General features: G+C 67.8%; 11 protein-coding genes. 6 read left to right on the plus strand and 5 right to left on the minus strand.

Annotated elements, in window-relative coordinates:
• Positions 1-9 precede the first annotated feature (9 nt).
• Positions 10-636: a GNAT family N-acetyltransferase gene (locus tag ACODSC_RS03975; RefSeq protein ID WP_488811969.1), complete on the plus strand. Its 627-nt coding sequence runs from the start codon at positions 10-12 to the stop codon at positions 634-636.
• Here ACODSC_RS03975 and ACODSC_RS03980 read toward each other — a convergent pair.
• Entirely contained in the window at positions 608-1,465 is an 858-nt protein-coding gene (locus tag ACODSC_RS03980) for a hypothetical protein (protein ID WP_488811971.1), read from the minus strand. The genes ACODSC_RS03975 and ACODSC_RS03980 overlap by 29 nt on opposite strands.
• Positions 1,455-2,366 (minus strand): ABC transporter ATP-binding protein, encoded by a 912-nt coding sequence (locus ACODSC_RS03985; RefSeq protein WP_488811973.1) that lies wholly within the window; start codon positions 2,364-2,366, stop codon positions 1,455-1,457. The genes ACODSC_RS03980 and ACODSC_RS03985 overlap by 11 nt, the downstream gene beginning before the upstream one ends.
• 99 nt (positions 2,367-2,465) lie before the next feature.
• Between ACODSC_RS03985 and ACODSC_RS03990 the strand changes: the two genes are divergently transcribed.
• The 3 genes from ACODSC_RS03990 to ACODSC_RS04000 all read left to right on the plus strand — a co-directional run bounded on the left by ACODSC_RS03990 (position 2,466) and on the right by ACODSC_RS04000 (position 6,333).
• Positions 2,466-3,722 carry an alkaline phosphatase family protein gene (locus ACODSC_RS03990; RefSeq protein ID WP_488811975.1) on the plus strand — a complete coding sequence of 419 codons (1,257 nt, stop codon included), beginning with the start codon at positions 2,466-2,468 and terminating at the stop codon, positions 3,720-3,722.
• A 64-nt stretch (positions 3,723-3,786) separates the two neighbouring features.
• On the plus strand, positions 3,787-5,508 hold the full coding sequence (locus ACODSC_RS03995) for a tetratricopeptide repeat protein (protein ID WP_488811977.1): 1,722 nt from the start codon (positions 3,787-3,789) through the stop codon (positions 5,506-5,508).
• Between the two features lie 57 nt (positions 5,509-5,565).
• A complete protein-coding gene (locus ACODSC_RS04000; RefSeq protein WP_488811979.1) occupies positions 5,566-6,333 on the plus strand; it encodes an SDR family NAD(P)-dependent oxidoreductase in 768 nt (255 codons plus the stop codon).
• 49 nt (positions 6,334-6,382) lie between these two features.
• On the opposite strand, the gene ACODSC_RS04005 is transcribed toward ACODSC_RS04000, so the two are convergent.
• Genes ACODSC_RS04005 through ACODSC_RS04015 form a run of 3 tightly spaced genes read right to left on the minus strand, consistent with a single transcriptional unit; the run spans position 6,383 to position 11,359 of the window.
• On the minus strand, positions 6,383-7,171 hold the full coding sequence (locus ACODSC_RS04005; protein WP_488811981.1) for a DsbA family protein: 789 nt from the start codon (positions 7,169-7,171) through the stop codon (positions 6,383-6,385).
• Positions 7,172-7,196: 25 nt separating this feature from the next.
• Positions 7,197-8,597, minus strand: a complete 1,401-nt coding sequence (locus ACODSC_RS04010; RefSeq protein WP_488811983.1) for a M48 family metalloprotease — start codon at positions 8,595-8,597, stop codon at positions 7,197-7,199.
• Between the two features lie 59 nt (positions 8,598-8,656).
• A complete protein-coding gene (locus tag ACODSC_RS04015; RefSeq protein WP_488811985.1) occupies positions 8,657-11,359 on the minus strand; it encodes an Rne/Rng family ribonuclease in 2,703 nt (900 codons plus the stop codon).
• A 508-nt stretch (positions 11,360-11,867) separates the two neighbouring features.
• Here ACODSC_RS04015 and ACODSC_RS04020 point away from each other — a divergent pair.
• Positions 11,868-13,034: an N-acetylmuramoyl-L-alanine amidase family protein gene (locus tag ACODSC_RS04020; RefSeq protein WP_488811987.1), complete on the plus strand. Its 1,167-nt coding sequence runs from the start codon at positions 11,868-11,870 to the stop codon at positions 13,032-13,034.
• Positions 13,035-13,079: 45 nt separating this feature from the next.
• On the plus strand, positions 13,080-13,757 hold the full coding sequence (locus tag ACODSC_RS04025) for an SDR family oxidoreductase (protein WP_488811989.1): 678 nt from the start codon (positions 13,080-13,082) through the stop codon (positions 13,755-13,757).
• Positions 13,758-13,764: the final 7 nt, after the last annotated feature.

A 13,764-nucleotide genomic window follows, 5' to 3' on the forward strand; every position in this document is an offset into this window, starting at 1 on the left:
TTTGGTCGCATGACCAAACGCCGGAAGGGCGGTCGGAGTGATCCGACCGCCCTTTTGCTTTGCGGCGACTTGCGGCATGAGGCGCGGATGAACTTCGCCATCGTCGATTTCCGGCCCGATCACGCGGCCGCCTGGGCGCGACTGAACACCGCCTGGCTGGTCGAGGGCGGCTTCTCCATCGAGGCCAAGGATCGCCGGTCCATCAACGATCCGCACGGCGTCTTCATCGCCGACGGCGGCCGGATCTTCATCGTCGAGCGGTACGGGGAGGCGATCGGCTGCTGCGCCCTGATCCGGATCGACGACGGGTTCGAGGTGTCCAAGATGACGGTGACCCCGGCCGCGCGCAGGTCGGGCCTGGCCAGGCGGCTGCTGCAGGCCTGCGAGGACGCCGCACGCGAGGCCGGGGCGTCGCGGCTGTATCTCGAGACCAACAGCGCCCTGACGCCGGCCATCGCCCTATACGACAGCTTCGGCTTCATCCACCTGCCGCCCCGCCCCGCCCGACGCCCTACGCCCGAGCCGACGTCTTCATGGAGAAGGGGCTTTAGGTCGGTGGGCGCCTGGCGCGACTGGCGGGTCGCGCAAGGCGAGCGCAGTCCGCCGCCTATTCCTTGGACAGGTCCTGGCGGCTGAACCAGGCGACGGCGCCGGCGAAGGGGACGGCGATCCACAGGGCCAGGCCGAGGACGCCCTTTATCACGGCGTGATCGGGCAGATCGGCGGCCGCCATGCCGCCCTCGATGACCGCCTTGAGCAAGTCGGTGGCGAGGCCGGGCGACAGCAGGGGCAGCAGCCAGCCGTCCGTCGTCACGCCCATTGGCATCAGGATCTGCGGCAAGAAGAACTGGCCCACGCCGATGACCAGGGGCGCAAACAGGGCGGCCAGCAATGACCGGGTCAGAACGGCGCCGAGCAGGCCCAGCATCGTGAACTGAAGGATGCGCGCCCAGGACGTCATGGTCAGCAGGCCGAAGTCCGCCAAGGCTGCGCCGGTCATGGAAAAGGTCAGAGGCCGGCCGAACACCGCCGCCTGGATCAGGCTGGCGATAATGTCGGAGAGCAGGGCGGCGAAACTGGCCAGCACGATCACCAGGGCCACGACCGCCACCTTGCCGATCAGCAGGTTCGGCCGGGTGTTGCGCGCGCTGATGAGCCGCCAGGTCTCCCAGCGATAATCCCCGGCGTAGATTGTGGCGGCGCCGATCAGGACGAACATCAGGATGGCGGGGTTGGCGAAATCGCCGGCGCTCTTGACCAGGGTCAGGCCCAGGTCCAGCGGACCGCCCTTCATCAGTTCGGGCGGCAGTTTGCCGGCCAGCTTGCCCTCATTGGCCTTGGCGAAGATGAAGCCCAGGGTGGCGAGGATGACGCCCATGATGGGCACGAACAGCACGCTCCAGAACACGGCGGTGCGGTTCTTGGACAGGCGGTAGGTTTCGGATCGGATCGCGTCAGCCAGCACGGTTTTGCTCCTGCACGCCGGTCCAGCCGGTTTCGCTCATGAAGACGTCTTCCAGGTCGGCGCCGATCCAGCGGGCTTCTTCGATATCGACGCCGCCCTCGACCAGGGCCCTAATGGCGGCGGCGGCCTCGGCGCGCGGGACGGCGGCGAGCAGGGCGTCGCCTTCCAGCACGGCGCGGTCGCCCAGCACCGCCATGGCCTTGGCCAGGGGGGTGACGGACAGGCGCAGACGCTCGCCCGAGGCGGTCAGGTCCGAGACCTTGCCCTCGGTGATCACCTTGCCCTTGTTGAAGATGGCGACGCGGTCGCAGACGCGCTGGACCTCCTGCAACTGGTGGCTGGCCAGGATGACGGTCACGCCGTCGTGGTCGGCCAGGCTGCGGATCAGGGCGCGCATTTCCTGGATGCCGGGCGGATCCATGCCGCTGGTCGGCTCATCCAGGATGACGAGGTCCGGCTTGGTCATAAGGGCGGCGGCGACGCCGAGGCGTTGCAGCATGCCGACCGAAAAGCCCCGCACGCGACGGTTCGACGCCTCGGCCAGGCCGACGCGTTGCAGCCAGCTGTCGATCTCGGCCGAGGCCACGCCGCCGTGGGCGCCGGCCAGCCAGACCAGCACCTGACGGGCGGTCATGAAGGGGGGAAAGCGCGGCGTCTCGATCATCGAGCCCATGCGACGCATGGACGCCGGATCGCCGATCCGGCCGCCCATCACCGTGGCCTCGCCCTCCGTCGGGCGAATCAGGCCCAGCAGGGTGCGGAACAGGGTGGACTTGCCCGCGCCGTTGGGACCGAGAATGCCATAGACCCCGCCACGCGGGATCGACAGGGTCAGGCCGTCGAGCGCCTTCACCGTCCCATAGGTCTTGGTCAGGGCGCGAATATCGATGACGGTTTCCATGACGCAAGCTTGGCGCGAGAACGCCGTTCCCACAAGCCGTCGTGTCCTTGTCGTCCATTAAGTTTAGGCAATGGTTCGATGTCGCATTGGAGCAAGCCCATGTCCCGTTTCCTCGCCTCCGGCCTGGCCCTGGCCGCCGCCCTTGCGGTTGCGTCCTGCGCCGCCGGGCCGGGCTCACCGTCAAAGATCGCACAGCTGCTGGTTGTCGAGGCCTCGACGGCCCCGGCGGCGCGGCCCGATCTGGTGATTCTGGTTTCGATCGACGGGTTCCGGCCGGACTATCTGGGCAAGGGGCAGACGCCGGTGATGGACGGGCTGGTCGCAGGCGGCGCCTTTGGGCCCATGCGGCCGTCGTTCCCCAGCGTGACCTTCCCCAACCACTATACGCTGGTGACGGGCCTGCACCCGGATCACCACGGGGTCGTGGGCAACCGTTTCACGGACGCGCAGCTGGGCGTCTTCACCATGGCCAGCAAGGAAACCGGCTTCTGGGATCAGGCCGAGCCGATCTGGGTTACGGCCGAGAAGGCGGGGGTCCGAACGGGCACGATGTTCTGGCCGGGGTCGGAGGTCGAAATCCACGGCGTGCGGCCCAGCCAATGGATGCCCTTCGACCAGTCCGTGCCCGGCGATGCGCGGGTGGATCGGGTGCTGTCCTGGCTGGATCTTCCGGTGAATCAGCGACCGAAGCTGGAGACCCTGTATTTCGACATCGTCGATACGGCCGGGCATCGCAACGGCCCGGATGCGCCCGAGACGCGTGCGGCGGTCGCGTCGGTGGACGCCTCCATCGGGCGTCTGGTCGAGGGGCTGAAGGCGAGGGGCGTGTATGACCGCACCCTGCTGGTGCTGGTGTCGGATCACGGCATGGCGGCGACCTCGCCGGACCGGGTGGTTTGGATCGACGACATCATCGATCCGTCGGCGCTGCAGGTGGGCTATGGCGGCGCGGTCCTGACGGCGGACCCGGCGCCGGGGCATGAAGCCGAGGTCCAGCAGAAGCTGGTCGGGCGGCATCCGCACATGGAGTGCTGGAACAAGGCCGATGTGCCGGCGCGCCTTGTCTATGGATCGAACCCACGCGTGGCCCAGATCGTCTGCCTAGTCGAAACCGGCTGGCTGACGGCGACGCGGGACCGGCCGGTGACGCGTGCGGGCGGCGCCCACGGCTATGACAACCAGTCCCCCGAGATGGCGGCCCTCTTTATCGCGCACGGGCCGGGCGTCGTCGCCGGGCGTCGGTTGACCGATCTGGACAGCGTGGACGTTCAGCCCTTCCTCGCGCGCATGCTGGGCATTGTCGCGCCCGCCGGCGACGGACGCCCGCAGGACACCCTGCCGGTCACCACGCCCTGATCGGCGGATGTTGGCGCGATCCGCGTTTGGGCGCACAATGGTCGGCTAAATAGCGGAGGCGGGGATGCGCAAGGGTCTGTGGGTGGCGACGGCTTCGATCGCCTGCCTGATGGCGCCGGTGGCGCTGGCCGACGCTACGGCGACGGCGGCCACCCTGGCGCTGATCGCCAATCCGCAGGTCTGCGGCCGTGCAGAGGCGGTCGGAGGCGTCCAGCCGACGGCGGACATGGTGATGGTGGACGGCTTCGGCGACGAAGGCTTTCCGATCGACACCAAGGTGGCCGAAGCCCAGGCCTGGTTCAATTATGGGGTGCGGCTTCGCTGGGCGTTCGAACATTCGGAATCGGTGCGGGCCTTTCGCAAGGCGCGGCGGCTGGATCCGTCGTGCGGCATGTGCGCCTGGGGCGAGGCCTGGGCCATAGGGCCGAACCTGAACGGCGGTGGAAACGACCCTGAATCCGGGGCAACGGGCCTGCGGGCGGCCCGCGAGGCGCGGCGTCTGGCTCGTGACGCCACGCCGGTGCAGCGCCAGATGATCGACGCCCTGATCCAGCGCTATTCCGGCAAGGAAGACAGCCGCGCGACCCGGTTCGCCCGCTCCATGGACCGCATCGCAAAACGCCACCCCGACAACGTGTCCATCGCCAGCATCGCCGCCGACGCCTGGATGCTGGAGGTCGAGGGCGAGTGGTGGGATGACCAGGGCAAGGCGGCTGCGCCCGGCGTCACCCGCGCCATGGACCTGCTGGAGCATGGGCTTACGGTGAAGCCCAACGATCCGGGCGCCATCCACCTGTATATCCACCTGACCGAATGGTCGGACGATCCGCATCGGGCGCTGGCCTATGGCGAGCGGCTGGCGCTGCTGGCGCCGGGGGCCAGTCACCTGGTGCATATGCCGTCGCACACCTTCTATCGGGTGGGGCGGTACAAGGACGCGATGATGTCCAACGTCAACGCCGTGGCGCTTGACAAGACCTACGACCGGCTGGCCAGCCCGCCAGGCGGCATTCGCGGCATGAGGCTGCACGCCCACAATATTCATTTCGGCATGGGCGGCGCCCTGATGGCGGGCGGGGCCGAACGGGGGCTGGAGCTGGCCGACTGGTATATGGCCACCTATCCGCAGCTTCTGGGCGCGCCCGAAGCCGACGAGGACGGCTATGTCGTTTATCGTCAGATTATGGCGGCCGACGCCTATGCGCTTTACGGCCGGTTCGGATCTTACGCCCAGGTCGCGGCCCTGCCCGAGCCGGATGTCGGGCGGCCGCTGATGCGGGTCGGCTGGCGCTATGCGCGTGGCGAGGCAGCGGCTCGGCGCGGCGATGCGGCGGCCGTGCGGATCGAGGCCCGGGGCATCGCGGCCCTGCTGGCCGACAAGGCGTTCAAGGGCGCGATGGCGGACCGCCAGGCCGGATTCGCCGAACTGTTCCAGAAGGTGCTGGAAGGCCGCGCGGCCATGATCGATCAGGATTATCCGACCGCCATCGCCGCCTATGGCCGGGCGGCGGCGATCCAGGCCATGGCGCCCGAGGGCGGAGATCCGCCGATGATCTGGTATCCGACGCGCCGCAGCCTGGCCGCCGCCATGCTGGCGTCCGGCGATGCGGCCGGGGCCAAGGCCAAGATCGCCGAACTGCTGGCGGACTGGCCCAACGATCCCTACAGCTACTATGTGCTCTATCGCGCCGAGCAGGCGTTGGGCGACGAACCGGCGGCGAACGACGCCTTGCGCCACGCCGGCGTCGAATGGATCGGCGGGCAAATGAGTCTGGCCGAGGCCTAGCGAGGGACGGGTTCAGCACATAGGTCCGTAACTCCCCCCGTTACGGAGTATCAGACTATGCAGTTCCACGATCAGGTCGTTCTCATCACCGGCGCGGCCGGCGGCATCGGCATTGCGGCGGCCCGGAAGTTTGCTGCCGAGGGCGCAAAGCTCGTGTTGGTCGATCTGTCGCTGGACGCCCTGACCAAGGCTGCGGACGGCATTGAGGGCGACCCCCTGCTGGTCGCTGCAAATGTCGCCGAAGAGGCGGACGTGAAGGCCTATGTCGATCAGGCGGTTGAGCGGTTCGGCCGCATCGACGTGTTCGTCAACAACGCGGGCATCAACGGCGCCACAGCCCCGATCGTGGATCAAACGGTCGAGAACTACACCAAGGTTTTGGGCGTCAACGTCATCGGCGCCTTCCTAGGGCTGAAGCACGTCATGAAGGTCATGATCGCCCAGAAGTCGGGCGCCATCGTCAACACGGCCTCGAACGGCGGTTGGCTGGGGTCGCCTGGCATGAGCGCCTATGTCGCCTCCAAACACGCCCTGATCGGGATCAACAAAAGCGTCGCGCTGGAAGCTGCGCCCTATGGCATCCGGGTCAACGCCGTGGCGCCGTCTGGCGTGGACACGGCCATGATCCACGACATCGAAAAGAATACGGCGCCGGGTCACGAGGCCGATGCGCGCGCCAAATTCCAAGCCGCCGTGCCCCTGAATCGCTATGCGACGGCGGACGAGATCGCGGACCTGATGCTGTTCCTGGCGTCGGACAAGGCGGCCTTCATCACCGGCGCCTATTATCGGATCGACGGCGGCATGGGCGCGACCTCCGCCTGATCGCCGTCTCGGGGTTCGGCCGCCATACAGCGGCCGAACCTCTGAGGCGTCAGCGCTTGGCCGCTTCGATCAGTTTGGCGATCTCGGCGGGGTCGATGCCGGGGCTGGCCTTGCCGTTGATGAAGAAGGTGGGCGTGCCGCGCAGGCGCAGGGCGGCGGCCGTGGTGTGGATGTCGGCGATGTGGCGTGTGGTGTCGGGCGCGGCGATGGCGGCCTTGGCGCGGGCGATGTCCACGCCGTTCGTGGCCAGGATGCCGTCGATGGACTCGATCGACAGGGCGCGCTCGGTCATCAGGGCGTCGTAGACCTCCAGATACTTGCCTTGCTGATGCGCGGCTAAAGCGGCGCGGGCGGCGTATTGCGAGGTGATGTCGTCGCCGCGGTCCAGGATGGGCCAGTCCTTGAAGACGAAGCGGACCTCGGGATGGGCGGCCATCAGGGCGCGATAGTCGTGGGCCACCGCCTTGCATCCGGGGCAGCGGAAATCGAAGAACTCGGTCACTGTGACCTTGGCGTTCGCGGGACCGAAGGCGGGGTCGCGGGGATCGGGGGCCAGGAGGCCGGCGTTGGCGGCGGCGGCCTGGTTTGTCTCTTCCACGCTGGCCTCGGCGGCCTTGGTCTGGAGCGCGACCTCGACCTCCTGCAACACCTCGGGATGTTCCAGCAGATAGGCCCGCACGTTCGTGCCGTCGCTTGCGCCGCTCACATAGGGTGCGGCCGCCAGGCCCAGGGCGATGACGGACACCCCGAGCGCCACATAGCCGGCGCGCGCGCCGTTGAACCAGCCGGGCTTGGCGGTCTGGGTTTCGGGCGCAGGCGTGGGGGCGTCGTCGGTCATGAAGGCTCGCGGTCGGGGAAGGGGGTCAGTTGAGGGTGGCCGGCTTGCGCGCGGCGTCGCGTCGGTCGAGGTCCAGCAGATCGTCCGGGGTGGCGCCGGACGCAAGGACGATGTCCACCGCCCGGCGCCATTCGATCGAACTGGGGTCCAGCATGGAGCGGGCGCGAAGGGCGAACTGCGTCGCCTGCTGCTCGCTGCCGGCGGCGAAATAGTATTCGGCAGAGGCCAGGCGCGCCTCGCCCTCCTTGCCCTGGGAGGCGTAGGCCTGGGCCAGCAGGCGCCAGGCCATGGTGTTGTCCTTCTCGGCCACCACGGCGTGTTTCAGCTGGTCGATGGCCTCGTCCAGATTGGCCTTGTCGTTGGTCTCGATCAGGGCGTGGGCCAGGTTGATGCGCAGCAGGGGGGCGTCGGGCTTCAGCCGCACGGCTTCGCGGTGGGCGGAGACGGCCTCGGCCGCGCGGCCTTCCTCGAACAGGATCTGGCCCTTCAACTCCTGGAAATAGGGGTTGGTCACATCGCCGGCGATCAATGCGTCGACCGCCGTCAGCGCCTTTTCGGTCTGGCCGTCGCGATACCAGGCGATGGCGCGGGCGTAGCGGCCGGGCAGGGAGGTGTCGGTCGAAGGATAGTCCCGAAGCGTGCCGTTGGGCGGATCCATGAAGGCGTGGATCTTGGCCAGGATCAGGGCGTGCTGGGCCATGCGTTCGGGACTGTCGCGGTGATCATAGTGCGGCTGTTCCTGCACATAGCGGCGCAGGGTCTCAATGCGCTGGGACGACAGGGGGTGGCTGCGGAAATAGGGATAGCGGCGGGCGTCCGAGAAGACCTCCTGAGAGCGGAAGTTCTCGAAGAAGGACACCAGGCCCGCGCCCGATTCGCCGGCCCCTTCCAAAGCGCGGGCGCCGGTCAGGTCGGCCTCGCCTTCCTGGCTCTGCATGTAATGGAGCGCGCCCAGTGCGCCGAAATACTGGCTGGAGCCCAAGAGGGCGACACCGGCGTCCGGCGCGCCGGCGGCGATGGCCAGGGCGCCCAGGGCCATGGTCATGAACATCGGCTGGCGGCCCGCGTCCTGGGCGCCGTCACGCAGGGTGTGGCGGTTCTTGATGTGGCCGGCTTCGTGCGCCATCACGCCCATCAGTTCGCCGGGGGTCTCGGTGCGCAGGATCAGGCCCGTATTGACGCCCATGATCCGCCCCCGCGTGGCGAAGGCGTTGAGTTCATCGTCGTTGACCAGCAGCACCTCGACGTCGCCGGGGTTCAGTCCCATCGACACGAAGACCGGGTCGATCCATTCGCGGACGATGCCCTCGACCTCGGTGTCGCGGATCAGGCTCTGGGCCGAGGCCTGGCCGGCGACGAGGAGCGCCATAAGGCCCGCCGCCGTCGCCGCCAGAACGCGAGATGCAGATCGGGGAAGCCACCTCATGGCTTTACTCCAATAGCGACCGGCCCCCGCCTGCATCCTGACAGTCTAAACGTGACCGATCAGCGGCGCCACCATCCACGTTTGGGCTTTTCAGGCGGGGCGCTGATCTGGTTCGGGTCTTCGGCGATGATCGCCTCGACGTCGATTTCGGGCGCCGGGGCCACGAACGGCTCGGCCAGGACGGCGGCCGACTGTTCCAGCGGAACCGCAACGGGCTCCTCGACCGGAGCGGCCTCGGCCGGTTCGGCGACCAGGGCCTCGTGCGGCGTCACGTCCAGTTCGGCCTGCGGGCCTTCCTGCGCGGCCTCGTTCGGTTCGATGGCCGTTTCGGGGTGCGGTTCGGTCGCGATCTCGACGTTTGCGCTGGCCGACTTGCGACGGACGCGACGGCGCTGAGGTTCGGGCGCGATCGCCGGTGCAGCGGCCTCGACCGCTTCGGTCGGTTCGATGTTCACGGCCATCGGCGTTTCGGGTGAACCGTCGGGCGGCATGCCTTCGTTGGTGGCGCGGTTCTCGACCTTGATCTCGTGGCCGACAGGCGCGTCGCCCCGACCCCGGCCGCGACGACGACGACGGCGCGAACGACCGCCTTCTTCGCCTGCGACAGCGTCCAGGCCTTCGACCTCGGCCTGAGCCACAGCGGCGCGTTCGGGACGCTCGGTGCGTTCAGGGCGAGCTTCCGAACGGCCCGGGTTCAGCGGGTCGAACCAGACGTAAGGGTCGTCCAGCGACGGGGTGCGGCCACGAACCCAGGTATAGACGTCGCGCTCGCCGTCCTCGCGGACGCGGCGACCGCCACGGCGGCCACGGCGACGGCGGCGACCGTTCTCGTCTTCCTCATCGTCCGAGGCGTCGTCGAGGCTCAGCGTATCAGCGGCGTCCGAGGTGTCGGCGACCTCGACGGTCTCCTCGTCGCGACGACCGCCACGGCGGCGACGATTGCGGCCACGACCACGGTCACGACCGCCCGACTCGCTGCGTTCGGCCCGCTCGCGCGGCTCGTCGTCGTCGCTGTCCTCGCGATCCAGCGCCTCGACGTCGTGGTCATCATCGTCACTGACGATCTCCTCGTCGTCGTCCTCATCCTCGTCTTCGTACAGCGAGGCGTCGAAGTCGTCGTCGAGATTGGGCATCTCGATCTCGGGCGCGACGAAGTCCTCGTTGGTCTCGGTGCGCTCGATATTGTGCTCGCCCTGGCCCAGGCTGTCGTCGATCTGGACGATGACGTTCAGGCCGCGACGTTCCAGCAACGCCTGCAGATAGGCGCGCTTGTGGTTCAGGATGTACAGGCCGACGGCGGTGCAGACCTTCAGCACCACGACGCCCGCGCCATTCTTGCCGGCCTCGATGTCGACCGCGCGCAGGGTCATCAGGGCGGCGGATTCGGCGGAGCGGATGCGGCCGGTGCCCTGGCAGTGTGGGCAGGCCTCGGTGGCGCCCTCGATCACGCCCAGGCGGCGACGCTGGCGGCTGATCTCCATCAGGCCGAAGGGCGAGATGCGGCCCATCTGGATGCGGGCGCGGTCGGAGGACAGGGCCTCCTTCAGCACACGTTCGACGGCGCGGTTGTTCTTGCCCTCATCCATGTCGATGAAGTCGATGACGACCAGGCCGGCGAGGTCGCGCAGGCGCAGCTGGCGGGCGGCTTCTTCGGCCGCTTCCATATTGGTCTTGAACGCCGTCTGCTCGACGTTGCGTTCCTTGGTGGCGCGCCCCGAGTTGACGTCGATGGCCACCAGGGCCTCGGTCTGGTTGATGACCAGATAGCCGCCCGACTTCAGCGGCACGACCGGCTGATGGATCTGCGTCAGCAGTTCCTCGATGCCGTTGGCGGCGAACAGGGGCCGCGAGCCGCGGTACAGGTGAACCTTGTTGGCCTGGGCGGGCATCAGAACGCGCATGAAGTCGCGCGCTTCCTTGAAGCCCTCGACGCCCTCGACCTGGATGCCGTCGAAGTCCTTGTCGAACATGTCGCGCACGGCGCGGCGGACCAGATTCTCTTCCTCGTAGATCACCGAGGGGGCGTGAGACGAGAGCGTCGTCTCGCGGATCGTCTCCCACAGGCGCATCAGATACTGATAGTCGCGCTTGATTTCGGCCTTGGTGCGCTTGGCGCCGGCCGTGCGGATGATCAGGCCCATGCCCTTGGGCACTTCAAGCGCCGAGACGGCGCTCTTCAGGCGGCGACGGTCCGAGGTGTTGGTGATCTTGCGGCTGATGCCGCCGCCCTTGCCGGTGTTGGGCATCAGGACGCAGTAGCGGCCGGCCAGCGACAGCCAGGTGGTCAGGGCCGCGCCCTTGGCACCGCGCTCGTCCTTGACGACCTGAACCAGCAGGATCTGGCGGCGCTTGATGACGTCCTGGATCTTGTAGCGACGCATCAGGCGACGCTTCAGGCGTTCCTCGTCCGCCAGGGCGCCTTCCGGATCGACGTCGTCGCCGGTGGATTCCCGATCCAGATCGTCCTCGTCCTCATCGTCATGCGCTTCGGCCATGATGGCTTCGCGGTCGGCGACCGGGATCTGGTAATAGTCCGGGTGGATTTCGTTGAAGGCTAGGAAGCCGTGGCGGTTGCCGCCGTATTCGATGAACGCGGCCTGCAGGCTGGGCTCTACGCGGGTGACCTTGGCGAGGTAGATGTTGCCACGAAGCTGGCGCTTCGCACGGGATTCGAAATCGAATTCCTCAATTTGCCGTCCGTCCACGATGGCGACCCGGGTCTCCTCGGGATGCGCCGCATCGATCAGCATTGTCTTTGACATGGAAAGTCTCTCTCTGGCGCGCGCAGGCCGACCGTCCCAGATCTCTGGGCAGGGTCATGGCGGCTCGCCGAATGAAGGTAGGGGCCGGCGCACGCGACATCCCCTCGCCGAGAACGGCGAAGCGGGCTTGATCAAGCCGTTGGGGAACGCAGGCGGAAAGGCCCATTGAAGTCGTCGGTCCTGAACCGGGCGCGCCAATCCCTTGGGAAGGCCGCGACCCTGGTCCGCTCTTAGAACCATCGGCGATGCCGGGGCGGTTCTAGGATTGGTGAAAGTCAACGCCGCGAGGAGGGCGCGCCAAGATTCGCAGAGGCGAAATCGGCGCGATCGGTTCGCGAGCGGTCACAGCATAGTCACGCAACTGGAGAATTAAAAGGCGTTCGCCTTAACCCCCTGAATACGAGCGTCTGGCATCATGGTGGCAGAGTAAGCTTGAATTGGGTTCGCCGTCGCAATGAGCGGTCGCGTTTTGACAGGTCTGGGGCGCTGGGGCGCGAAGGAATGGGCGATGACCGCCCTGGCCTTCGTGGTTATCTGCGTGGTCGGTCTGTTCGCGACGCGCGGCTTCGCCTGGGGCGCGCAGAGCGATGTGCTGGCCGTGCGCTTCGGCGCGGACGGCGACCGGACCCGCGTCGTCATCGATCTGGACAAGTCGGCGCAGGGCCGTGTCATCGACGCGGGCGGCGAAGGTCGCGTGGTCCTGGCCCTGAACGGCGTCGCGCCGGGACGGGGCCTGAACGGCGGCGGATCGGGCCTGGTGCGGTCCTATGAGGTCACGTCTTCCGGCGGGTCATCTCGGATTCAGCTGGAACTGGCGCGCGGAAGCGAGATCGAGCGGCGCTTCCTGCTGCCGCCCGGCGACGGGGTCGGGCACTATCGCTATGTCGTCGATCTGAAGGCGACCGGAGCCGCCGTGCGGCCCGCCAGCCGACCAGCCGCCCGTCCCAGCGCGCCACGCCGCGCCGAACGGCCTCTCATTGTCATCGACGCCGGCCATGGCGGCAACGATCCCGGCGCCAGCGGCGCGGGCGCTCAGGAGAAACAGGTCACCCTGGCCGCCGCCCTGGCGCTGAAGGCCGAGTTGGAGCGGAACGGCCGTTATCGTGTGCGGTTGACCCGCTCCGACGATCGTTATGTGGACCTGTACCGCCGGGTCTCCATCGCCCGCCAGGCCGACGCCGACCTGTTCATCTCGCTGCATGCTGATGCGGGCGCCGATCCCGCGCTGCGCGGGGCCAGCGTCTATACGTTGTCGGAACAGGGCGCGGGCCGGGCCGTGCGCGAATTCACGCGCGGCGACAACTGGCACCGCGAACTGCATCTGCCGGGCCGCGACCCATCGGTGGACCGCATCCTGCTCGACATGACCCAGCGCGCCACTCAGAACCGCTCGGCCCAGTTCGCGCGCGTCCTGCTGACCCACCTGGAAGGCTCGGACCACCCGCTGCTGCGTCGCAGCCATCGCGATGCGGGTCTGGCTGTTCTGCTGGCGCCCGACGTTCCGGCGGTCCTGCTGGAAATGGGCTTCATCACCAATCCCGAGGACGAGCGGCTGCTGACCGACGAGCGCGCGCGGCGTCGCCTGATGAAGTCGGTCGCAGATGGGATAGATCGCTATTTCCGCCAGCCGTCCGCGCCGCTGATGACCGCTTCGAACGACGGGGCGGCGGGTTAGGGCAGGCGCGGCGCAACCAAGCCCCGCTTCGCCGGTTCCAAGGCCATGAGAAAAGCAATCGTCACAGGCGGCGCAGGTCTGATCGGCTCCGGCGTCTGCAAGGCCCTGGCTGCGCGCGGGTGGGAGGTGGCGTCCTTCGATCTGAAGGCCGACATGAGCGACACCCGCCAGATCCTGTGCGACATCGGCGACGAATCCTCTGTGGCCAAGGCCTACGAAGAACTCGGCTGGTCGAAACTGGATTTGCTGGTGAACAACGGCGGCGTGGCCAATCCGGTCAACGGCCCGCTGGCCGAACTGTCGCTGGAGGATTGGCGCAAGACGGTGGACAGCCATCTGACGGGCGCCTTCCTGATGAGCCGCGGCGCCATTCCGCTGCTGCGCGAGGGGGGAAGCATCGTCAACATGGCCTCGACCCGCGCCTTCATGTCGGAGCCGAACACCGAAGCCTATACGGCGTCCAAAGGCGCCATCGTCGCCCTGACTCACGCGCTGGCGATCAGCCAGGGAGCGAAGATTCGGGTGAACGCCATCGCGCCGGGCTGGATTTCGGGCGAAGACGACCTGCGGCCCGTCGATCACGATCAGCATCCTGTTGGTAGAGTCGGCCGCGTCGAGGACATCGCCCAGGCCGTGCTCTACTTAGCCGACGCCGGCTTCATCACGGGACAAGTGCTGACGGTGGACGGCGGCATGACCCGCAAGATGATCTACGCCGAATAGGCGCAGT

It is taken from the genome of Brevundimonas sp. FG128, assembly GCF_057809775.1.

Bases quoted from the DNA above. Each gene is read 5' to 3' on its own strand.
- ACODSC_RS04015 (WP_488811985.1), bottom strand. From the start codon at position 11,359: ATGTCAAAGACAATGCTGATCGATGCGGCGCATCCCGAGGAGACCCGG.
- ACODSC_RS03990 (WP_488811975.1), top strand. From the start codon at position 2,466: ATGTCCCGTTTCCTCGCCTCCGGCCTGGCCCTGGCCGCCGCCCTTGCG.
- ACODSC_RS03995 (WP_488811977.1), top strand. From the start codon at position 3,787: ATGCGCAAGGGTCTGTGGGTGGCGACGGCTTCGATCGCCTGCCTGATG.
- ACODSC_RS04020 (WP_488811987.1), top strand. From the start codon at position 11,868: ATGACCGCCCTGGCCTTCGTGGTTATCTGCGTGGTCGGTCTGTTCGCG.
- ACODSC_RS03975 (WP_488811969.1), top strand. From the start codon at position 10: ATGACCAAACGCCGGAAGGGCGGTCGGAGTGATCCGACCGCCCTTTTG.
- ACODSC_RS03985 (WP_488811973.1), bottom strand. From the start codon at position 2,366: ATGGAAACCGTCATCGATATTCGCGCCCTGACCAAGACCTATGGGACG.
- ACODSC_RS04010 (WP_488811983.1), bottom strand. From the start codon at position 8,597: ATGAGGTGGCTTCCCCGATCTGCATCTCGCGTTCTGGCGGCGACGGCG.
- ACODSC_RS04005 (WP_488811981.1), bottom strand. From the start codon at position 7,171: ATGACCGACGACGCCCCCACGCCTGCGCCCGAAACCCAGACCGCCAAG.
- ACODSC_RS04025 (WP_488811989.1), top strand. From the start codon at position 13,080: ATGAGAAAAGCAATCGTCACAGGCGGCGCAGGTCTGATCGGCTCCGGC.
- ACODSC_RS04000 (WP_488811979.1), top strand. From the start codon at position 5,566: ATGCAGTTCCACGATCAGGTCGTTCTCATCACCGGCGCGGCCGGCGGC.